This window comes from Occallatibacter sp. FHG110214_02 (assembly GCF_059115385.1).
Genome location: NZ_JBZYWK010000002.1, coordinates 219,980 through 240,074 on the forward strand (window position 1 = coordinate 219,980; position 20,095 = coordinate 240,074).

The 20,095-nt window shown below is 54.4% G+C and carries 17 protein-coding genes and 4 pseudogenes; 8 read left to right on the forward strand and 13 right to left on the reverse strand.

What is annotated here, in order from left to right:
* Positions 1-313: 313 nt before the first annotated feature.
* On the reverse strand, positions 314-1,996 hold the full coding sequence (locus AC5S3R_RS02965; RefSeq protein ID WP_494265155.1) for a tetratricopeptide repeat protein: 1,683 nt from the start codon (positions 1,994-1,996) through the stop codon (positions 314-316).
* A 98-nt stretch (positions 1,997-2,094) separates the two neighbouring features.
* On the reverse strand, positions 2,095-3,855 hold the full coding sequence (locus AC5S3R_RS02970; protein WP_494265156.1) for a tetratricopeptide repeat protein: 1,761 nt from the start codon (positions 3,853-3,855) through the stop codon (positions 2,095-2,097).
* A 209-nt stretch (positions 3,856-4,064) separates the two neighbouring features.
* Between AC5S3R_RS02970 and AC5S3R_RS02975 the strand changes: the two genes are divergently transcribed.
* The 3 genes from AC5S3R_RS02975 to AC5S3R_RS02985 all read left to right on the forward strand — a co-directional run bounded on the left by AC5S3R_RS02975 (position 4,065) and on the right by AC5S3R_RS02985 (position 8,146).
* Positions 4,065-6,710, forward strand: coding sequence for a glycoside hydrolase family 38 N-terminal domain-containing protein (locus AC5S3R_RS02975; RefSeq protein WP_494265157.1), 2,646 nt, complete (start codon positions 4,065-4,067; stop codon positions 6,708-6,710).
* A gap of 29 nt (positions 6,711-6,739) precedes the next feature.
* Entirely contained in the window at positions 6,740-7,252 is a 513-nt protein-coding gene (locus AC5S3R_RS02980) for a MaoC family dehydratase (protein WP_494265159.1), read from the forward strand.
* A 117-nt stretch (positions 7,253-7,369) separates the two neighbouring features.
* The gene (locus AC5S3R_RS02985) at positions 7,370-8,146 is read left to right on the forward strand and encodes an IclR family transcriptional regulator (protein WP_494265161.1); all 777 of its coding nucleotides are present in this window, start codon (positions 7,370-7,372) and stop codon (positions 8,144-8,146) included.
* 18 nt (positions 8,147-8,164) lie between these two features.
* Here the strand turns inward: AC5S3R_RS02985 and AC5S3R_RS02990 are convergent, their stop codons facing one another.
* The 3 genes from AC5S3R_RS02990 to AC5S3R_RS03000 all read right to left on the reverse strand — a co-directional run bounded on the left by AC5S3R_RS02990 (position 8,165) and on the right by AC5S3R_RS03000 (position 11,153).
* Positions 8,165-8,488: an L-rhamnose mutarotase gene (locus AC5S3R_RS02990; RefSeq protein ID WP_494265162.1), complete on the reverse strand. Its 324-nt coding sequence runs from the start codon at positions 8,486-8,488 to the stop codon at positions 8,165-8,167.
* Between the two features lie 40 nt (positions 8,489-8,528).
* Positions 8,529-9,635, reverse strand: a complete 1,107-nt coding sequence (locus AC5S3R_RS02995) for a Gfo/Idh/MocA family protein (RefSeq protein WP_494265164.1) — start codon at positions 9,633-9,635, stop codon at positions 8,529-8,531.
* A 129-nt stretch (positions 9,636-9,764) separates the two neighbouring features.
* Positions 9,765-11,153 (reverse strand): alpha-L-fucosidase, encoded by a 1,389-nt coding sequence (locus AC5S3R_RS03000; protein ID WP_494265165.1) that lies wholly within the window; start codon positions 11,151-11,153, stop codon positions 9,765-9,767.
* A gap of 415 nt (positions 11,154-11,568) precedes the next feature.
* Here AC5S3R_RS03000 and AC5S3R_RS03005 point away from each other — a divergent pair, with 415 nt between their 5' ends.
* From AC5S3R_RS03005 to AC5S3R_RS03015, 3 genes are all read left to right on the forward strand, one after another.
* On the forward strand, positions 11,569-12,228 hold the full coding sequence (locus AC5S3R_RS03005; RefSeq protein ID WP_494265166.1) for a hypothetical protein: 660 nt from the start codon (positions 11,569-11,571) through the stop codon (positions 12,226-12,228).
* Between the two features lie 242 nt (positions 12,229-12,470).
* Positions 12,471-13,037 (forward strand): hypothetical protein, encoded by a 567-nt coding sequence (locus AC5S3R_RS03010; protein ID WP_494265167.1) that lies wholly within the window; start codon positions 12,471-12,473, stop codon positions 13,035-13,037.
* Positions 13,038-13,086: 49 nt separating this feature from the next.
* Positions 13,087-13,677: a hypothetical protein gene (locus AC5S3R_RS03015; RefSeq protein ID WP_494265168.1), complete on the forward strand. Its 591-nt coding sequence runs from the start codon at positions 13,087-13,089 to the stop codon at positions 13,675-13,677.
* A gap of 144 nt (positions 13,678-13,821) precedes the next feature.
* On the opposite strand, the gene AC5S3R_RS03020 is transcribed toward AC5S3R_RS03015, so the two are convergent.
* Positions 13,822-14,442, reverse strand: coding sequence for a class I SAM-dependent methyltransferase (locus AC5S3R_RS03020; RefSeq protein ID WP_494265402.1), 621 nt, complete (start codon positions 14,440-14,442; stop codon positions 13,822-13,824).
* A gap of 48 nt (positions 14,443-14,490) precedes the next feature.
* Positions 14,491-14,757, reverse strand: a complete 267-nt coding sequence (locus tag AC5S3R_RS03025; protein WP_494265404.1) for an acyl carrier protein — start codon at positions 14,755-14,757, stop codon at positions 14,491-14,493.
* On the opposite strand from AC5S3R_RS03025, the gene AC5S3R_RS03030 reads away from it, so the two are divergent.
* A complete protein-coding gene (locus AC5S3R_RS03030) occupies positions 14,718-15,170 on the forward strand; it encodes a hypothetical protein (protein ID WP_494265407.1) in 453 nt (150 codons plus the stop codon). The genes AC5S3R_RS03025 and AC5S3R_RS03030 overlap by 40 nt on opposite strands.
* Positions 15,171-15,190: 20 nt before the next feature.
* Here the strand turns inward: AC5S3R_RS03030 and AC5S3R_RS03035 are convergent.
* The 3 genes and pseudogenes from AC5S3R_RS03035 to AC5S3R_RS03045 form a co-directional block, all read right to left on the reverse strand.
* Positions 15,191-16,014: pseudogene (locus AC5S3R_RS03035) on the reverse strand (SDR family NAD(P)-dependent oxidoreductase); the annotation flags it as partial.
* Positions 15,960-17,159, reverse strand: a complete 1,200-nt coding sequence (locus AC5S3R_RS03040) for an acyltransferase domain-containing protein (RefSeq protein ID WP_494265169.1) — start codon at positions 17,157-17,159, stop codon at positions 15,960-15,962. The pseudogene AC5S3R_RS03035 and the gene AC5S3R_RS03040, both read right to left, overlap by 55 nt.
* 46 nt (positions 17,160-17,205) lie before the next feature.
* A pseudogene (locus tag AC5S3R_RS03045) lies at positions 17,206-17,310 on the reverse strand (beta-ketoacyl synthase N-terminal-like domain-containing protein); the annotation flags it as partial.
* 399 nt (positions 17,311-17,709) lie between these two features.
* On the opposite strand from AC5S3R_RS03045, the pseudogene AC5S3R_RS03050 reads away from it, so the two are divergent.
* Positions 17,710-17,964: pseudogene (locus tag AC5S3R_RS03050) on the forward strand (4'-phosphopantetheinyl transferase family protein); the annotation flags it as partial.
* Between the two features lie 27 nt (positions 17,965-17,991).
* Here AC5S3R_RS03050 and AC5S3R_RS03055 read toward each other — a convergent pair.
* From AC5S3R_RS03055 to AC5S3R_RS03065, 3 genes and pseudogenes are all read right to left on the reverse strand, one after another.
* A complete protein-coding gene (locus AC5S3R_RS03055; protein WP_494265170.1) occupies positions 17,992-19,014 on the reverse strand; it encodes an LLM class flavin-dependent oxidoreductase in 1,023 nt (340 codons plus the stop codon).
* A gap of 47 nt (positions 19,015-19,061) precedes the next feature.
* Positions 19,062-19,721, reverse strand: coding sequence for a LysR family substrate-binding domain-containing protein (locus AC5S3R_RS03060; protein ID WP_494265405.1), 660 nt, complete (start codon positions 19,719-19,721; stop codon positions 19,062-19,064).
* A 69-nt stretch (positions 19,722-19,790) separates the two neighbouring features.
* Positions 19,791-19,961 (reverse strand): annotated as a pseudogene (locus tag AC5S3R_RS03065) (LysR family transcriptional regulator); the annotation flags it as partial.
* Positions 19,962-20,095 lie beyond the last annotated feature (134 nt).

The window sequence follows — 20,095 nt, forward strand, 5'->3', positions numbered from 1 at the left end:
GTCCCTTTTTTTCCTTTCCGGAGAAGCCAGTTACGTGTGCTGCCATGTACCGGGTTCGCAAGCTTTTCAAAACTTTGATGTTTTACATGTCAAATTCAGAATTCGCTTGTCAAATGCCGAGAAACGTACATGAGCGCAAAATGAGTTGTCAATGCAATTCTCAGAAGTTTTTCAAGGACGAATTTTGGGGAGATTTAGATTGCTTGGCAGGGCAATTGCCAGGCCTATCCAAGCGGCATCCATGCACCTGTAGCAGCCTATCGGCTGTGCGGCCTGGTTTGCCTTGCAGGATTTTGAATTGGATGGATGCGGCTTACTGGGATGCCAATATCTGCAACGACTTACGAATCTCCGCATCGTTGGGCAGCAGCTTTTGGGCTTCGAGCAGTTCTTCTTTCCCCTCCCGGAAGTTGCCGGAGCGGCAGTAGATCAGGCCGAAATCTTTATGCAGTTGAGGCAGCTCTGCGCAGCTTCCACAGGCGGTGAAGGCCTCTTTCATCTGAGAGATTGCCTGTGGCCAGTCGTGAGCCCTGGCTGAGGCCAACGCGAAGTTGCCGAGGAGGCGAGCGCGATCCATAACGTGCTGTTCTGCGAGCAGGGACTGGAAGCGGTCTTCTAGGCGTTTGGATTCCTGCGGGTCAGACCGGGCAAGAATGCGAGCGAGGTTATACAGCGCTTCGCCATAATTTGGCTGAAGCTCGATTGTCTTGCGCCATTCCGCCATTGCGCCGACTTTGTCTCCGCTGTTGAGCATTTCGCGGCCCAGCATGTAATGCGCTTCTGGATTGCGGGGATCAAGCTCGACCACTTTCTGAAAAATCTGGGCAGCCTCTTCGTCCTTTGCTCTGCCTCTCGCAATCAGGCCGAGGAGATACCACGAAGAAGCGAGGTGCGGGTCGAAGCGGAGGCTGGCCTCGAGTTCTTGTTTGGCTTCATCGTGGCGCTGCATGTCGAGCAGGAGACGGCCTTTGTTGTAGTGCGCCGCAGCACTGCCTGGAGCGAGACGGACCGCTTCTGTAAACTCCACGAGGGCATTATCTAACTGCACCTCGTCTGCAAGCGCTATGCCTAGATTCAGATGTGCATCTGAGGATGAGGGATCGAGGGCGCATACTTTGCGCATCTCTTCAATTGCTTCATCCTTGCGGTCAAGGCGAGAGAGAATCATGGCGAGGGAGGTTCGCGTGGATGGGTTCTCTGGGTTCAGTGCGACTGCTTTGCGCAGTGCTTCTTCTGCCTCGTTATAGCGTGACGCGCTGGCGTATACCAATCCGAGATTTGTTTGCGCCTGCAGGTCTGAGGGGTTCTTTGCCAGCAGGCTGGATAAGATTGCTACGGCCTTATCGACATTGCCCTGCCCTGAATATGCGGCTGCGAGATCGAGCTGTAATGGCTCGACATCCGGAGCGTTTTGAAGCGCGGTAACAGCTTCAGAAAATCGCTTTTCTGCGATGAAGGATTTTGCGATTCCATCGAGTGCGGCAATGGATGTGTGGTCTTGCTTGAGGACTATTCTGAATTCCCTGATGGCTGCTGCTGTTTGATTGAGACGGCTGAGCGCAACTCCTAATGCGGCATGGGCCTGCAGCATTTCCGGCTTGAGCGCAAGCGCTTTCTGCAGTTCTTGAGAGGCTCGTTGCGCATCTCCCTGATTGAGCAATGCGAGTGCGAGATCATAGTGGCCTTCCGATGAGTTGGGAGCGAGGCGCAGTCCTGATTCAAACGCGGAGATGGCGCAGGGGAGATCATTTCTGCCGCCAAACCATGCGCCTAACGCGTTCCATGCGGAAGCGGAAGGATGGGATCGAACGGCGCTTTCGAGGTCGTCCGGGCCTTTGCATGCGGCGGTGTTCTGCGCTGGAAGAGAATGGGAAAAGGTTCCGCAGAAGATGGAAAGCAGGACGAGTGCTCTGAATTTATGCCGCTGGCCAGGCTGCATGGCGCATGGAGCGGATTTGCCTGTCGAGAAAAACGAGCTTGCTTGTGTCTCGAACATTCTAACTATCCATTTCCTGGGTGGTTTCTTGCGACTTATTCCCGCTGCATTGGATATCGCCCAACATTTTCTCTGCTCTGTTCTGCTGATGCAAGGGTTCAAGGCGCTGGCGATGCGGATTCTGCGCGAGATAGAAGCTGGCGCATGAAGGAATCCTGCGGGAAGACCGATAGGTAATGCTCCATGGCTGTCTTTGCTTCCGCGTATCTGTGCAGGCTGATGTAGCTCACTATCAGCTTCTTTTGCAGGATGGGGTTGAAGGAGTCCTGGTCAATTGCTTTTTTCAGCAGTGTTGCGGCTTCTTCAGGCTTGCCCAGTTTCGTTAGTGTGTCGGCCATGTCGCCTGCGACGGCTGGCTGAATGGGATCAAGCAATAGCGAATGACGAAGATGGTCGGCGGCCTGGAGCGCATCTCCGTCTTTTAGATATTTGCGGCCGAGGGCGGCCTGCACCAGCGCGTTGTCCGGAGTGCTTCGGCTTAAATCATCCAGAACCTTTAGATAGCGGGCGACGTACTCGGGTCTGTTCTCTGCGAGCTCACCGTATGCCTTGAGGAGTGTGAGCGGCGGGAGCGGGGTTTCGGGCTTTCCGGGAGTGGGGTCGAGGTGGATCAGATCCGGCAGCGTTGATGTTGTCTGATGAAACGTGACATCTGGGAATGCTTCGCCGGGGACGCGCACGATACGGTGATTGGTTGCGCTCGAGTGCGAGATTACCCGTATATCGCGCTGCGGCATGTGGCAGCCGATGCAGTTATTGGCAGGCTTGCTGTGTTCCCGTACTGCGAGAGACAGGGTGCAGCTCTGGTTGGTGTGGCAGGTCAGGCACTTCTTATTGAAGTATGCCGGTGCTTCTGCCTGCGATGGCTCTTCATGCGGATCGTGGCAGGTGGTGCAACTCAGCTTTCCATTGCTGGCGCGGTAGCACTGGCTCAGCGTCATGGAATAGTAGTGCTCTACGTGGTCGTCGTCTGGAGGAGACTCGCGCGTGGGCGGAACGTTGAGGATGGCCAGCGTTTCATTCAACGGCACGCCGGGGCGGAAGTCATCGTACGTCTTTCCCGGCTGCAGAACTCGCACATCGCCAGTTTGATGGCATGCCATGCAGATGTTGTCAGAGAGTGCAGCACTGAGATGTGCCGGGTTCACGATAAGCGAGTGCCCTTTCGGGCTTGCCGCTTTGTTTTCCATGGCGCGTATGTGCTTTGCGCCGGGTCCGTGGCACTTTTCGCAGCCTATGGCTGCCTCGGTAAACGGCGGATTTTCATAGCGGCCATTTGCGGAGGCGACTGGATGTGGCATGCCGCTGTGGCAAACGATGCATCCAGCAAGGATGGGGCGGTTGAAACCATAGTCGGCGAACTCATAGCCGGGTGAGGGGCCCCAGGACATTGGTTTGGAATAAAACGACAAGGGGGCTTGAAAGAGGTAATCATCGCGGCTGGCCAGTAAGCCGAAGCCGTTTTTGCCTGAGCCGATTTTCCATTGCAGTGGATGCGTGTCGTGAAAGACTTCTTTGCCTGCGATGTCGATTTGTGACTCGCTCTGATAGAGCTTTCCATCCTGTGCGTAGACCGAGAAACGGCGGTTTAGCTTCTGGTCGTCGTAGGTGGCGGGCAAGTGCATGGTTTGCAGCAAGGATGGCGTGACTTCTGCCATGGAGCGGCCCATGCCGGTCTTCATGTACTTGTCATAGATGGCGGAATGGCACTGCTGGCAGGCGGACGAGCCTACGTATTCCCCTGCGGACGGGCTGGGCGCATTGTTCTTATCCGCCTGCTTACCCTGGGCGTAGGTTTGCAGAAGAGCAATCCATAACAGCGTGAGAGCGGTTATGGCTGTGGCCCGTATTGTGTGCAATCTGTGCTGCCGGTTCCTTCGCACTCAGTCCATGCTCCGGTGTGAGGGTGGTTCTGCTTGTATAGTGTTCGCGCTTCCCTAGACCTTCAACGTATTACGGAAGGGAATTATATCGATTTGGCGGAAGTTGCGATTTTTATATCCAAAATAGTTGTTTATATGTAAATATGATTGGCGAATTTTTCAGCTTGCTTCGCAAGGAGACAAAAGTGACAAACAGACAAGAGCACTTTTTCTGGAACCGCCGCCAATTTGTGGCTGCAATGGCTGCCGTTGCAGCGACAAAAACTGCGAGCGGCAAGTCTTTGCTGCCCGCTCCTGCCGCGCAGCGCGAGATGTATATCGTTCCGAATTTTCATCCGGCAAGCTGCGGTTGGCTCACCACCTTTTCCAAAGAACGTATTTATTGTGCGAACAGCTACCTGAGCCACCTAGACCGCGTAAGAGACGACCCTAACTATGAATTTGTTCTTTCGGAGATTAACAACATCATTGCCATCATGAACTTTCAGCCGCAGCGCATGCCGGAACTAAAGCAGCGGGTTGCGGAAAAGCGAGTTGAGCTGGTGAATGGATTTTTTCTGGAGTCCACGGTCAATTTGTCCGGCGGAGAAGCGCTGGTGCGCCTTGGCGTGATGGGGCAGCGCTGGTATCAGAAAGAGTTTGGCTTGAAGCCGCGTTATGCGTGGAATATCGACACCTGCGGTATCCACGACCAGATGCCGCAGATTGCCGCGGGGCTGGGGCTTGAGGCAATGATTTATACACGGAGAAATCCTACGGGGAAGACGCTCTACTGGAGTGTTTCTCCGGACGGGTCGAAGATTTTGACGCTATGCCCAGGCAGTTATACCGAAGCCAGTAGTATCTTTTCCGCGAAAGCGCCTTTGACGGAACCGCAGATGCAGGAGCTTGAAGCCTTCTTTGAAAAGAAGGAGAGCATTACACCTGCGGGTGCTCCGCTGATGGTACTGGGAGGCAGCGAGGATTATTCCGTGGCTCCGGCTGTGAAGCAATATCCAAGCTCGTTTTTGCAGCAATGGGGCAAGGTTGAGCCGGGGAGGAAAATCCGGTTCACGACGTTTAGCAAATATATCGATACTATCCGGCCAGAGATTGATTCAGGGCGTGTTTCTATTCCTGTTTTTCACGGTGGAACTGAATACGACTTCAATGCGTTCTATATCGAGAACGTGACCGTTAAGGACTGGTACCGCCGCGATGAGCATGCGCTGCAAGCCGCAGAAGCGCTTGCTACCATTGCCAGTCTGCATGCGAAGCATGAGTATCCTACGCAGAAACTGCAGGATGCGTGGGTGCTGATGTGCCTGAATATGGACCGGAATACGCTATGGGGTTCGGCTGGCGGAATGGTGTTTGTTAACGAGCAGTCGTGGGATGTTCAGGACCGCTTTGAGTGGGTAAAGAAGACGGCTGATGCCGCGTTGGCGTCTGCTGGTTCCAGCTTGACGAATGCTTCTGAAAAAGAGGTTAGCTATTTCAATCCGCTCAACTGGAAACGGAGTAGTCCGACTGTACTGAGCTTGCCTGCTGGAAAGAGCCTGGAAGGAGTTGCAGGCGAGAAGCTGGAAGATGGCTCTGTTGTTTGCTTGCCTGAGATGGCTTCGGTCAGCTTGAGCAGTTGGAAGCTATCCGATAAAGAACCTTCGGTGCCTACGGTAATTTCTTCGTCGGAAACAGTTGAAACTGCTCACTACGTTTTGAAGATGGATGCTGCTAGCGGGGATATTGCCAGCTTGAAGATTAAGGCGACGGGGCGGGAGTTGTTCTCGGGCTCGGGGAATCGGATTATTGCGGAGCGTCCCAAGGCCAAGCCGGATGATGCGTCGGATCATATGCCGCCTATTCCTGAAAGAGACAGGCTGGCCACATCAGCGGATGCTCCGTCGAGTATCGAGGTGGTGGAAAGTCCGGTTGCGATTACCGTGCGGGTGACTGGGCGGTTTTATGGCGGTGGGGCGCTACGCCGCTCGATACGGCTTTACAAGAATCATCCGCGCATTGATTTTGAGACGGAACTGAATGATGTTCCGAACTACACGGTCGTCTTTGCTGAGTTTCCACTGTCGGAAGATATTTTGGAGGTGCGGCGGGGCATTCCTTATGGGTTTTCTCATAGTGCATGGTCTAAGCCAAATCCTGCATTGCATGGGTGGACCAAGGGGATTGTTCCGGCTGTGCGCTGGATCGATTTTTCTCTCGCAAGCGGAGGGGGAGTCGCTATTCTTGACCGCGGACTGAGCGGACGTGAGCTGAATGGGCGTATTCCGGTTATCTATCTTATGAACGCGGAAGACAAGTACTGGGGATATGAAAACGCATGGCTGAGCGGGAAGGGGCGTCATGTACTGTCGTATGCGCTTCTGCCTCGCAGCGAGGCATGGGAGCATGCGGCTGTGCCTCGTGCGGCGTGGGAGTACAACAGCGACCCTGTGCAGATGGCTGGTCTGGCTGCGAGGGACGCGCAGCCGTTTCTTACTACTTCTGACAATGTGATTGTGGAAGCCATGCGTCGCGAAGGGAATCATATCGAGATGCGCCTGGTGGAGTGTCTTGGTTTGCCTGGGCAGGCAGAGCTGAAACTGGCGCTTCCGCATAGCAAGATGACATTTACTGACCTGACGGGGCGCAGCATATCCAGTGCGGAAAAGTCTTCTCATTACAGCTTTGTGGTTCGGCCTCAGCAGATTGTGACGTTGCACTTTGAGACGGATTCAAGCGTGGCTGAGCCGGAGCATGTGACGAAATGGGACCAGTTTGTGCCTGCAAGCAAGCTGCCTGCGCTGAACACGTACGATGCGAGTTTGATTGGTCATCCTCCCTTTGGGGCTTAGAGGCCGGCTATGACAGAGAGGAATGTTCGATGAAGAATCCTAATCCTGATCCGGCAAAGCATAAGGAGATACCTCTTTTTCATACGGAGGACTGGCACTTCGAGGATTTTGAGATTGGCGAGCGGATGCGCTCGATTCGACGCACTATCTCAGAAGGGGAAAGTATGGCCTTCAATGCGCTTGTGATGGATATGCATCCCTATGTGGCCGATGAAGTGTTCGCGGTGGAGGAAGGTGTTTTTGGCCGCAGGATTGTGGCGGGGGCGTTTGTTTTTAGCCTTGGGCTTGGGCTGATGGCGCATAACTGCGTTCATACATTCAGCTATGGGTACGACCGATTGCGCTTTATTAAGCCCCTCTTTATTGGCGATACCATCTACACCATCCGAACGAACCTGGAAAAAACTCCGAAATATCCTGATATGGGGCTTGTGCGGGTTTCGTATGAGGTGTTCAAGCATCCGGGTGAGCTTGTTCTTTACTGTGAGCATTTACAAACAGCGAAGTATAAAGACCCGGCGCGCTTCCAGAGCGGGGCGTGACATGGGGCTTTCTTGATTTCCATCTGCAGAACGGCCTCCTCGTTTTGCAAATGAAATAGCCATATTCCAGAAAATGGCTGTAGAATGCGATGCTACTGATAGGAGGAAGATCATTCAGTGGCCAGAAGAAGCAAGGCTGATACGACCACTCGGTATACAACGCCGGCTCTTGAAAAGGGGCTGGATATTCTCGAAATGTTTGCATCCACGTCAGAAGAGCTGACGAAGCGCGAGGTTGCGCGACGGTTGGGGCGGACCGTGTCTGAGATATTTCGTATGCTGGTTTGTCTTGAGCAGCGTGGGTATCTTTCGCAGTCGCTGGACGAAGATCGTTTGCGGTTGACGCTTAAGCTCTTCAAGCTGGCACAGGAGCATCCTCCGGTGAAGCGCCTGACGGAGAAGGCTCTCCCTGTGATGCATGATGTGACGCACAAGACCAACCAGTCATGCCACTTTGGCGTGCTGGACGGCGGGCAGGTGATCATCCTGGCGCAGGTGGATGCTCCGACCAGCACAGGGTTTTATGTCAAAGCGGGGTCGAGCGTTGATCTTATGGAAGCGGCTACTGCTCACGTGATTCTTGCGCACCAGAGGCCCGAGGTGCGCGACCGCGCGATTCGCGAATGGAAACGCGATACGGGAGGAACAGTTCCCTCTGACCTGGAGAGGCATCTTGCGAAGATCAGGCAGAGGGGGTTTGAAGAACGCGCCAGCTATCAAGTCAATGGGGTCATCAATATCAGTTATCCCGTGTTTGACGACCAAGGATATGCTGTTGCTGCTCTTTCTGTTCCTTTTCTCAAGCGGATGAAGGATGCGACTACCGCTAAGGATGTTCGCACTCATCTGCAACATGCAAGCCGGCAGATTTCCCGTGAGATTGGCGGGGAGTGATCCTGAGATTGCGACCTCTCAATCGGTGTGGAAGACCTCTTCCGTGAACGCCCACCAGTCTCCGGGAGACCGGTCTGGATAGGGCTCCTGCATGGGGTTCATGAACGTCCACCATTTCTGTGTTGCGGGGTCGGCGGCCATTTTTGTCATGTCCGCCGTGAAGTCTGAGCCTATGTATTCAAAGTACGCAAAGAGCACGGAGTTTCGCAGAAAGATGGAGTAGTTGCGGATGTTGCATTCCTCGATGGTGCGCAGCACATCGGCTGGGACAGCTTTATGCGCGACTATGTACGCTTCTTCGTGCTCGGGTCTCAGTCGAATGACCATGCCGTATCGCTTCATATTTCTCCTTCTGATGTAGATTTTGGCTAGTGGCCAGACCTTAGTTGTTGAGCGGAACCCATGCGGTTCTGTTTTCACTGGACTGATAGAGCGCTTCTACCAGGGCCATGGTTTGGTAGGCGTCTTCAAAGTGTGAGGGCAAGGTGGAGGCAGAGCCCTCTATGTATGCCTGCAGCGCGCCCATTGTTCCCATGAAACCATCGGGGAAGTTGTTTCCACTGATGGGAAGTGCGGTCCATGCGGGCTCGTTGGAGCCGTATCGTGCATATTCGGCGGAGTCTGGCTTTGCTGCTTCATAGTCGAGGTTGACACCCATTGTTATACGGGCTGCGCCGTGCTCGCCCTCCCACTGAACGAAGCTGTGTTTATGAGCCGCGCCAAAGTTGTGGCTGTGGTTGGCAGCAACAAAGACACGCGTTGCATCGCCGTAATCCAGGATTGCTACTGTTTTTGTCGGCGCCAGATTAGCTGCATGCGGGCTTTTTACGGTCTTTGCCGATACGGCGCGCGGGTTGCCCATCCATGAGCGGATCAGATCGAAATAGTGGATGCTGTGGTAGAGAATCTCAAGCCGCGGCGCTGTGGCGAGGAATGTCCAGAGATTCCACGGCGTGTAGGTGCTGGTTTGCACCTCGATATCGTGCATCTTGCCCAGCAGGCCCGCGTCTGCGAGTGCGCATACGGCGAGATTGTTTGGAGAGTAGCGCAGAGAAAAATTTACTGAGGCTACCAGATTCTTTTGCCGGCAGATATCCCTTATCTTTGCGGCTTCTTCGAGGTTGTCGCCCATTGGCTTCTGCATCAGGACTGCGGAACCGTCACGGAGTTGAGGAAGGATGTGAACCAACTGCGAGGCGGGAACCGCTACGTCAAACACTGCGTCCGCTGGGGCGAATTGTATAGCTTCCGCTACGTTTTGAAATGTGTGTGAGATGCCACGCTCTGCGGCCAGAGTTTCAGCACGCTCCGGAACCTGGTCCAGAATGCCTATAACGGGGAAACCTGCTTTGGCATATGCGGGCAGGTGGGCTCCGCGAACGATGCCACCTGCACCAATGATGAGGATGGGACGCGGTTGCTTTGGATGCGGCATGGCGATGGAGCTTGTGTCTGGCAGCGCTGGCGTTTGGGGAAGATTGGATGTCATGCAGTAGTCCCTGCTCTTTGGCCGATGTTTGTGCTGAACGATGAATCCCGGCTGAAGGCAGTAGACTGGACAGCCGGGATTCTTGATTTGTTTCTCATGTTTATAACGTTGGCTCGTGATGAGCAACGGCTAAGCAGTTTTCAGGACTACAACTGTTGCAATTGGGTCTTGCGCTTGTGGTGGAAGTGCTACATCCAGACTGTGCCCATTTTGTGTTACCTTCAAGGGCTTTTTGGATGCGTCGGCCAGCAGATAAGCTCCAGTGACGGTGCGCGGCACGTTATCCAGATGGAATGTTGTTCCCGGCCATTCAAACAGGTGGAGATAGATTCGATCAGCCTTTGTGGTTGAGCGCCACTTCCAGCTTGGGATGAATTTCGGCTTGCCCTGCTTATCCTTTTCTGTCGGGGAGAACGAACCTGCTTCCGCGCCAAACAACGTTGGCTGCGTGGCATAGATGGACTCGCCATTAACCGCCAGCCATTTGCCCACCTGCTGCAGTCGCTCTACTTCCACAGTCGGTACTTCGCCAGTGGCCATTGGACCGATATTCAACAGATAGTTTCCGCCCTTACTGGCAATGTCGATGAGGTTGCGCAGCAGCGTTTCGGTGCTCTTGAAGTTGAGGTCGTCCTGCTTATAGCCCCAGGTGTCGTTCATGGTCATGCACGACTCCCAGTCGCGTCCAGGATAGCCTTGTGCCGGAATGTACTGCTCGGGAGTTTCCGTATCGCCTTTGTAAGTACCGCCAAGCCGGTTGTTCCAAATCAGTTTTGGATGCTCGTTGAGCACCTTCACGATTTCACCGGCTAACTCCGGCGTCATGTCCTTTGTGGGCGTGTCAAACCATACAATCGCTGGATATTCCCCGTAATTGGTCAGCAATTCGCGAATCTGCGGAATTGCTTTTTTGCGGAGGTAGGTGGCGAAATCACCGTTCTGAGCGGGGTCCCAGTGGAAGGTCGGCGGCTGATGATCGTCTCTCTTATATGCGGCACCGCCGGGTGCTGTCCAATCCTGGTCCTGCGAATAATAGAAGCCCAACTTCACGCCCTGCTTCCTGCACTCTGCTGCCAACTCCTTCAGGGGGTCGCGTTTGAATGGCGATGCCTGAACAATATTGAACGGGTCTGCCTTGGAGTCGAACATGGCGAAACCGTCGTGATGCTTGGAGGTGATGACGATATACTTCATGCCAGCCGACTTTGCCAGCCCTACAATTCCGGCTGCGCTGAACTGCGTTGGATTGAACTTCGCTGCGAGCGCCTTGTAATCCGCCACAGAGATGGAGCCGCTATTCATAATCCATTCGCCAATGCCTGAAACTTCTTTCCCCTGCCAACGCCCTGCAAGGATGGCGTAAAGCCCCCAATGGATAAACATTCCAAACCGCGCCTCACGGAACCAGCGCAAACGCGCGTCTTTCTGCGCTGGTGTCTCTGTGTCCTGAATAGATGGCACTGGATGCTGTGTTGAGGTTGCAATGTGTTCGCCCTGAATCTGTGCCCAGGCCTGCATGCTTTTTCCGCTGACTGCCAAACCTGATGCGGCAACAGCGATAGTTTTTGAAAATTCTCGCCTCGATACCCTCATGGACTCTTCCCCTCTCTGATTGGTGACTGAACCAACTCCGGCGCGCCGCAAAGTTCGGTGCAGTCAATCCGGTAGAACTGGTCCGGCAACAATTTATCATTAGCGATATATAAAATTCACTGGTAGAACACAAGAATTTCTGCGACTACGCTAAAAGAGCTGTGGCTTTGGAGCTAGTGGTGTCTCAACAGGGAAGCCTGCGGGGATTCCGAGGCTGTTTTACAAACTTCAACAGTGGCTGCGAGCGGGTGCTTTGCGTAGTGCGTTTAGTCAATCACGATCTGGATATTCGCCAGAAAAAAGCTTACTCAAATACTCCAAGTATTCATCAGGAAAACCGTTGACATTGCTCTCAAAATGCTGGTATCGTTTGGCATCCGAGTTGCCGGTCAATCAGGAGGCTTGGAGACGTTATGAACGCTGGCGATACGGGGCGTCCACGGCTCAGGTTGCCATTCAGCCTGCGGCTGTTGATGCTCCGCTCCTATTCTTTGGTCCACCCCAAGCTCTCGCTGGAAATATTCCACTAGGCAATACCGGCTCTGCGAGAGAGAAAGTTCGCTCTTTTGCTGTCAATGCGGCGAGCCTGAAAGGGCCTGCAGGCCTGCCGCTTAACGAAATCCCATTTCATGCGAAGCTTTATCCCGGTCAGCAGGCTAGTGTGCCTAGTTATATTGCGCTGGACCCGACTACCCGGCCCAGCAAATATGACTTTGAGATAACGGTGGCGGGCAAAACCATGTCTGCAACGGCACAAGTTACCGAAGTGGTTGACTTCCGTATTTCTCCGGGTGAAATCACGTTGCTTGCCGGAAGCGCCAGTTCCTACACGCGCCAATTCGTGATTGAAAATGCCGGTAACGTAGACTTGTCTACCGGCTCTCAGTGCCAGGCGACCATCTTTGATTCCTTCGACATTGTCAGCAGCCTGCTTACTGGATTGCATGATTCGGATAAAACGTCCGTCGAGACGATGGTGAAGGGCCTGCTGGACGAATAGGCTAGGCTTGAAGTGGATACGCTGCTTATCAATCGCCTGCCACTCACTATCCATCCTGGGCAAAGAGTAACAGCTGAGGCGGAGTTTGTTTTGCCTGCGGGACTTAAGCCGCTGCGCCACTACCATGCAAACCTGCAGCTTTATAACGCCACCCTTGAGGTGGATATCTATACCACTGCCAAGGTGGGGTCGGATAAACCATCCTGACAAGCGGGTCCAGTGAAAGAGGAGGCCTTTGAGGCGTGAGCAAAGGCGGCAGCAGCGTTAGCATCCCCAGCAATTACACACTTGGAGTGGGAGGCACAAGTTCTCCTCTGCAGGTTGACCTGGACCTTCAGCCCGTCACGGTTAACTCCAACCTAGCGGTGATACAGCCGGTTGTTACGCAATCGACGAGTAACGGTACGGCAACATCCACGTCGAGCCTTGAGTTGAAGGTAGACCCGGTTGAGGTCAAGGTTGATCCACTCGATCTGAAGATTGAGCCGCTTTCCGTGGAGAGCGATTCCAAGTCACTTATCGATCTGAAGCCCGTTGTTGTTGATTCCTGCCAGACTATTCGCCTAGCGCCGTTGCCGCCTATTCATATGGAGCAACCGTATTCGCAACACTTCGGAATTACGTACATGGGTATGGAGATTCTGGGATTTAACTTGTCAGGCACTTCGGTCATGAAGCTGCACACGCCCAAAAATGTACATCCGTGCCCGCCTTGCGAACAGGAGAAAGAACCTACCCGGAGATCTGTCCAACCTGTATCGGATGCACCGCGCGGAGCGGGCGGACTGCGTGTCCGCGTGGATGATTGAAACCGTTTGAAGGGACCGTACACGAAATCTTGAGACGGAAGGAACAGACATGTACACAGAACAGTATCGTTGTCATTCTCATGAGAGTGCGGGCAACAATGGCCCGGCGTTTTTCTATGGCTACTGCCACGATTCGCGCCAGATGAAGATGATGACCTATCCCGAGTATGTGAACAGCGCGCAGACCACATATAACAACATGGTGAGCAGCCCGGCCACCATTCTGCAGCAGTTGAGCGACATGCTGAGCAACACAGGTTCAACGAAATATGAATCTCCAAGCAGATATGGCAAGCAACACGAACGGCATGAGCATGATTGCAATTGTGAATGCGATTGCCACGTTCACTGCGCGGACGCTGTAGAGTATGCCCGTTGCGGGGAAGTTCGCTTGATTCCCATTACCCTTGAAAATGATACGCGGCGTGAGCGGAATGTTGTGTTGACTCTAGGTACATTTGCTACGCAGTCAGGCACGGAGTTGGGATGGCAGGCAACGCTTTCTGATACTACGTTCACACTGCCTCCCTGCGGGGAAAAGACCGTACTGCTTACGGTTCCTGTGCAATGCGGCAATTCTGATGTAAAGGGTTCTGACGTGAAAGCAGATAACAACGCCTCCGTAAGTGGGGGAGGTTGATTCCTGCAAAGTGGCCTATGCAACACTGCGGGCGGAAGGATGCGACATTCGGCCCCTGGTGATTGCCGTGGCAGTGCTATCGAATCACTGCGGGGCATATCGCTCCGAATATGGATGCGGCTGCTACTGACTTTTTCTTGAATGCTAACGGCGCGTGGCGCGCAGGATGCGATATTGCCACGCGCCGTTGCGCATTTGCTCATAGACTCCGAAACCGGGCACGGCGAGGAAGTTATCGATCATCTCGGTATGTCCGCCGAAGGCCTCTGCGCGCGTAGCGGTGATTTCGCGTTCGCTGCCAATTGCAAGTCCTAGCGAAGGTAGAAGCATCCGAACTTCCATCCAGCGCTCTACTGGCAGAAGGTAGGTGTAGAGAAAACGGCCTCCCTGTTGAAGGACGCGGCGGACCTCTGCATAAAAGACGCGGAGGTTCGGATAGGTGTGCGACGACTCAACATTCGTCACTATCTGAAATGAGTTGTCGTCAAAGGGCAGGTGCTCAGCGTCTCCTACTTCAAAATATGCGCACTGCGTGTGTGTCTTGCGGCAGAAGGCTACCGCTTCCGGAGCGAGGTCAACACCTGTAGCGTTTGCGCCGAATGCTTCTGCCATCAATGCGACCGTGCCGCCGCGTCCGCAGCCTACATCAAGGACAGCCTGGTTCTGTAGCATGGTGTCTCCGATGAGCTCAAAGGCAAGCCGCACGGAGTTTCGATTGAAGACGCCATCTGGAACTTCAAAGCGGGCTTCGTCTCCATTGCCCAGACTGACATAACCGTAATTGAGGAAGAAGGACGCGCCGCCGACTCCGGATTATCCCAGCCGCCGCGATACATCGTTATAGAAGCTGCGATAGCTTGATTTCGCCGCAACGTCTGCCGCATTGCCTAGCAGCTCTGGCTGGTTACCACTTATCTCCGCAGCGGGAGTTTCAGGCTGCTGTACTTTTGGAGCTCCTGATTGCGCGTTGCCTACGATGACGGCGAGTTCCGATACGGTAGGAGCCTCAAAGAGCTTCAGGACCGGCAGCTCGATCTGGAATGTATCGCAGATTTGCGATGCGATTTGAGCGGCCAGCAGCGAATGCCGCCGAGGTCAAAGAAGCGGTCGTGGATGCCGACGGATTCAAGGCCGAGTTGCGAGGCCCAGATATCGACTATTTTGTGCTCTGTCTCCGTTCGTGGCTCCTGATACGCGGTGGTCAGGTTTGGGCGAGGGTGACGTTCGACATCTGCACCAGCCTGGTCAGATGCTGCATGTCCAACCCATGCATTGGGCCGTTCCTCAAGATTGATGGCAACCAAAACACGCAGGCCAAGCGGAAGCCGAAGCAGTCGCAGGAAGGCATTGCCGCCTTCGGCGGGATTGATCGCGAGTGGGGGGCTAAGGCTCTGCGCCTCGGCAGCATTGTCCACGCATCCCGATCAATGCTGAGCCAGCGATTTCCTCCACGCAGAGCCAAGGCGTCGAGCACGGCGTTTGCTGCGGAATAAGAAGGCTGCGCAAGCCCGCCAAGAACTGTGGAGATTGAGGAATGGAGAACCCATCGACGCGGCTCGTGGTCTTGCATGGCATTTGCCAGATGCTCCAGACCGCGCAGCTTGGGTGAAAACTGTGCTTCAATCTGCTCTGGGCCTGTTTCTGCGATGGTGGCAAAGGCGGCAGCATCAATGCGCGCTGCTCCGTGGATCACAAGATCAATGGATCCGAAATGTGAAATAGCTGCGTCCACAGCAGCCTGAACCTCTTGGCATGATTCAGATCGGCTTTTAGGACCAGCACGTCATCCCGCTTTGCTTGTAACAAAGCCAAACGCTTGAGCATTGTGCGCTGCTCTGCGGGCAGAGCGGCATCTTCGCTTTTGGTGAGCCACTGCGATGAATCAGGCAACGTGTTGCGGCCCAGAAGAACGAGGCGTGCATGGAGACGGTGAAATAGGGCCTCTGCAAGATGAAGCCCCATATGTCCCAGGCCGCCCGTGATGAGAACAACAGGATTCGCCGGCAGGGCCACCTGCTCCTGTCCTTGCGCGGCTTTCACCGGCACGTAGGTTTCAAGAAAGCGGCTTCCCTTTTGCAAGGCAACACAGGGCTGAGGTAGTCCGCCGGTTAATTCGCTCACTACCATCTGCGGTACGGAATCTGCTGCGTCCACGTCCATGTGACATGTACGAATGCCGGGATACTCCTGGGGAATGACACGGGACATGCCGGCAATTAGCGCGCGGTTCGGGTCAACTGCATCTTCCTTATTGGCTTTTACTGTTCCGCGTGAAACGAATATCACTGGCAGCGGACGGACAGTAGGCTGCATGCTGAAGGCGCTAACGATGTGCATAGGGGCAGACAACGCGGCAACGGACGCGGCATCCAGTGTGGTATCGGCGGGCTCAGTAGCGCCCCAACAATACACACAGCGGCAAGGCGTGGCTCCGATTGGCTGATCTTCTCCGCAAGTATTTTGAAATCGTCCTTCGATACAGTTCCCGCAGTGAATTCCGTCTCGCTTGTGCGTTGCAGGCTTTCGCCTCGTGTCACGCGGATTACGTTTGCTCCATGCGCGGCCAGCTTGTCTGCGATCATTTGCCCCGGGGGGCCCGGTTCATCAAAGAGGGCAATGCGCTGGCCTGCAAGTTTACCTGCATCGATGCCGTCCAATGAGGATTCTGTCCATACCGGCAGGTAAAGCCATTGTGATGTGTCGCGCACTTCTGCAAGTGCTGCGGGGTTTTCTGGCCGCTTGCCTACCCAGTAACTTTGCCGTTCAAACGGATACGTGGGAAGGCTGACACGACGGCCCGGCTCATTCTGATGAAAGCTGTCCCAATCGATGGAAACGCAGCTGGCGCCCAGAGCTCCGGCGGCGGAGAGAATTTCTTCTGTGTCGGCTCGCCGAGAGTCCGGGCCGGGCAACGAGGTGAAACATAATGGCGTACGATCTGCGTTGCGCATTCTCTCGACGGTGAATGTGGTCAGCGTGTTGCCGGGACCGACCTCGACATACGCTGCGTCTTTTGCCGGCGCGCTCTCAAGCAGTGTTCCGATTCCATCCGCGAAGCGCACGGCACGGTGGACCTGCTCGCTCCAATAAGAAGGATTGGTTACTTGCTCGTCTACCCATTTGCCAATAAGTGTCGATATAAAAGGTCGCGCTGGGAGCGACAAAGAAACCTTCGCGACGACATCTTCAAACTCGGCGAGTATAGGGTCCATCATTGCGGAATGAAAGGCGTGTGAGGTGTGGAGACGGCGGCTTACAATGCCTGCCTTGGTTAGCTTTGTTTCAACAGAGCGCACGGAGGTGCTGGGGCCGGATAGTACGCAGAAGCTTGTCGCGTTGATTGCGGCAACGGAAACGTCTTTGCGGAGGAACGCGTCGAGCGCATCGGCAGACGTCATCACTACCAGCATTGCGCCGTGTGGGAGATTGGAGATAGGCCGTCCGCGAAGCGCTATGATTTGCAGCGCGTCCGGTAACACCACCTGCGAATGCCATGTCGCATCTGCGACTGAGCAGGCTTTCACATGCCAGGGAGACGGCGACCAGAGACGTTGAACAGGTTGTCTGCACCGCGACACTTGGCCCGCGCAGGTTCAGGCGATAGGAAGACAAGCGAGAAGTATTCCCTCTCATACTGTGCGCGCGTTTCGTTCAGCTCATTGAGCAGGTCAAAATAAAGCTGCGCCAGTTGCATCGGCTCACGCGCGACGCAAAATACATTTGTACTTGCGCAGCCGCGCTTCGTTCTTTGCTCAGCCACTACCTCAATCGAGAACCCAACACAATTCGTTTTGCATATATGGCTCATGGCAAACCATCCATACAAAGTGATGCGCACATATTTTTCAATGGTTCGCGTTCAGGAAACGTCGCCGCCTATGCCTTTTCTTCCGAGGAGGAGGTGGGCATCGACATTGAGCAGCTTCGCAGCGTTGCCAATAATGGACCAGGTGATGCGTCGCATGTTTTCTGCGAAAGAGCAGCAACAGCTTCACGGGCTTTCTCCGCAGGAACTAGAGCGCATTCTTTGCGTGCTGGACGCGTAAGGAGGCTTATGCCAAAGCAATTGGCGGAGGGCTGCTCACGCATTTTGACAGATTTTCCGTCAATGTCCTTCCAGATGTGAAAAGGCCATGGCTTCAAGACGAGGTGCATGGAGCGTCAGAGAAGAATTGGACACTTTATGATCTCCCCATGGGCGATACTTATGCGTCTGCCCTTGCTCATCCCGGCGCAGAGAGAACGATCTCGATCTACGCGGCGATTTCGACGGATGAACTTTTCTAAGCGATGACACAATGGTCGCTCCGCTATTTAGCGCCATCCGAGAGCCGGAGCAACCACTGTCAGAATTACTTCCAGGACATGTATATTGTAGGCAACTCCAAGTTGGTTTGGGACAGTCAGCAGCAGCGTGTCTGCCTCTGCGATTGCCTGATCTTCCTTAAGCTGCTCAATCAGGAGCTCCGGCTCGGCGGCGTAGCTGCGACCGAAGATTGCCCGCGTGGTTGTGTCGATGAAGCCGATTGAGTCCTCTTGCTGCCCACTTCTTCCGAAGTAAACGCGATCACGGTCGTCCATCAGCGGGAAGATACTACGACTGACGGAAACGCGAGGGGTACGGGTGTGACCAGCGTCTTTCCAGGCTTGGCGGAAGACTCGAATCTGGGTGGCTTGCTGTATATGGAATGGCTCACCTGTCTCGTCATTTTTCAGTGTTGAGCTTTGCAGATTCATTCCGAGTTTGGCGGCCCAGATGGCAGTTGCATTGGAGCCTGCGCCCCACCAGATGCGATCACGCAATCCTTCCGAGTGGGGTTCAAGACGCAACAGTCCTGGCGGATTGGCAAACATGGGACGTGGATTCGGCTGCGCGAAGCCCTCGCCTCGCAGCAGCTCGAAAAATTCCGTGGCATGTTTTCGGCCCATGTCCGCATCGGTCTCACCTGCAGCCGGGCTGTAGCCAAAATAGCGCCAGCCATTGATGACCTGTTCTGGCGAACCACGGCTGATGCCTAACTGCAGGCGTCCGCCAGCGATAAGATCGGCAGCACCCGCATCTTCGACCATGTAATGAGGGTTTTCATAGCGCATGTCGATTACCGCAGTGCCTATTTCAATGCTTTGCGTCTTGGCTCCAACTGCCGCGAGCAGCGGAAACGGGGATGACAGTTGCCGTGCAAAATGATGAACGCGGAAGTAAGCCCCATCTGCGCCGAGGCGTTCGGCCTCAATGGCTAGATCGATGGACTGCAGGAGCGTGTCAGCCGCTGACTGCGTGTGCGATTGCGGAGATGGCGTCCAATGGCCGAATGAGAGGAAGCCGATTTTCTTCATGCAAGATAAGTCTACTGGTTTAGTCCTTTAATGCCGCCGTGCATGGACTATTGCGATATGGGATGCGTCACGTGCATTAGCGCCAGGTCTCGGAAACTGCGGATCAGGGTATTTTCGTGCCTGGGCGACCAGACGATAACAAAATCCACAAACGCATCCTTTGCCTTGAGTGGGCAAAAAGCCAGGTCGCGAGTACGGAATTGCTGCTCATTTACTGGCAAGAGGCCTATGCCTTCCCCTGCCTGCACCATGAGTACAACGCTTGACCAGACCGAAGAGATGCTGGCGATGCGCGGCGAAAATCCAGCCTCTGAACAGAGTTCGATTACCTTGTCAAAAACTACCGGTGAGGTTTCGCGCGACGATAGCACAAAATTTTCATTGGCTAAGTCACGCAAATCCACTGGCCCCGGCGCGGCGGGGTGGTTCTTGGGAAGAATTGCGACAATCGGGTCCTGATGAATTGTGATGGCGCGCAGCTCTGCGTGGAACTCCGGCTCCAGTCGGCGAGAAAAAGCAACGTCGATCCGGCCATCGACCAATGCCGGCCACTGCTGTGCAGGAGCCATTTCCAGCAGCGAAAGGTGGACGCCGGGATAGCGTTTACGAAAACTCTGGATCAGCCTGGGGAAATTAACACCAGAGCCTCCGGCAAAAAAACCTACACGCAAGGTTCCAGCTTCTCCGCGATGCACGCTCTGGGTCATGTGCACGGCTCTGTCAGTAGCCGCGAGGATGCTCCGGGCTTCCTTAAGAAACACATCTCCCGCAGGAGTCAATTCCGTCTTCTTAGGCAGTCGTGAGAAAAGCGAGACATTTATCTCATGCTCTAAGCTTGCAAGCTGCTCGCTGATGGCAGATTGCGCTACGTGCAAAAGGCGCGCAGCCGCACTAAAGCTGCCTGATTCCGCAACCGCAACGAAGTAACGCAGGTGCCTGAGTTCCATTCCATCCTCATGGTATCGGTTTTCCCGATGGCTAACAACGGGAATAACTGTGAAACATTTAGATGGAAGTAGAATCAATAAATATACCGGAATCTATCTTCCCCGGAGAATTGTGAAAAATGAGGCTCGGACTG

What these genes read in the sequence shown, in the direction of transcription:
- AC5S3R_RS03015 (WP_494265168.1), top strand. Translation starts at nt 13,087, where the DNA reads ATGTACACAGAACAGTATCGTTGTCATTCTCATGAGAGTGCGGGCAAC.
- AC5S3R_RS02980 (WP_494265159.1), top strand. Translation starts at nt 6,740, where the DNA reads ATGAAGAATCCTAATCCTGATCCGGCAAAGCATAAGGAGATACCTCTT.
- AC5S3R_RS03060 (WP_494265405.1), bottom strand. Translation starts at nt 19,721, where the DNA reads ATGACCCAGAGCGTGCATCGCGGAGAAGCTGGAACCTTGCGTGTAGGT.
- AC5S3R_RS03055 (WP_494265170.1), bottom strand. Translation starts at nt 19,014, where the DNA reads ATGAAGAAAATCGGCTTCCTCTCATTCGGCCATTGGACGCCATCTCCG.
- AC5S3R_RS03030 (WP_494265407.1), top strand. Translation starts at nt 14,718, where the DNA reads ATGTATCGCAGATTTGCGATGCGATTTGAGCGGCCAGCAGCGAATGCC.
- AC5S3R_RS02995 (WP_494265164.1), bottom strand. Translation starts at nt 9,635, where the DNA reads ATGACATCCAATCTTCCCCAAACGCCAGCGCTGCCAGACACAAGCTCC.
- AC5S3R_RS02990 (WP_494265162.1), bottom strand. Translation starts at nt 8,488, where the DNA reads ATGAAGCGATACGGCATGGTCATTCGACTGAGACCCGAGCACGAAGAA.
- AC5S3R_RS03000 (WP_494265165.1), bottom strand. Translation starts at nt 11,153, where the DNA reads ATGCAGGCCTGGGCACAGATTCAGGGCGAACACATTGCAACCTCAACA.
- AC5S3R_RS02965 (WP_494265155.1), bottom strand. Translation starts at nt 1,996, where the DNA reads ATGTTCGAGACACAAGCAAGCTCGTTTTTCTCGACAGGCAAATCCGCT.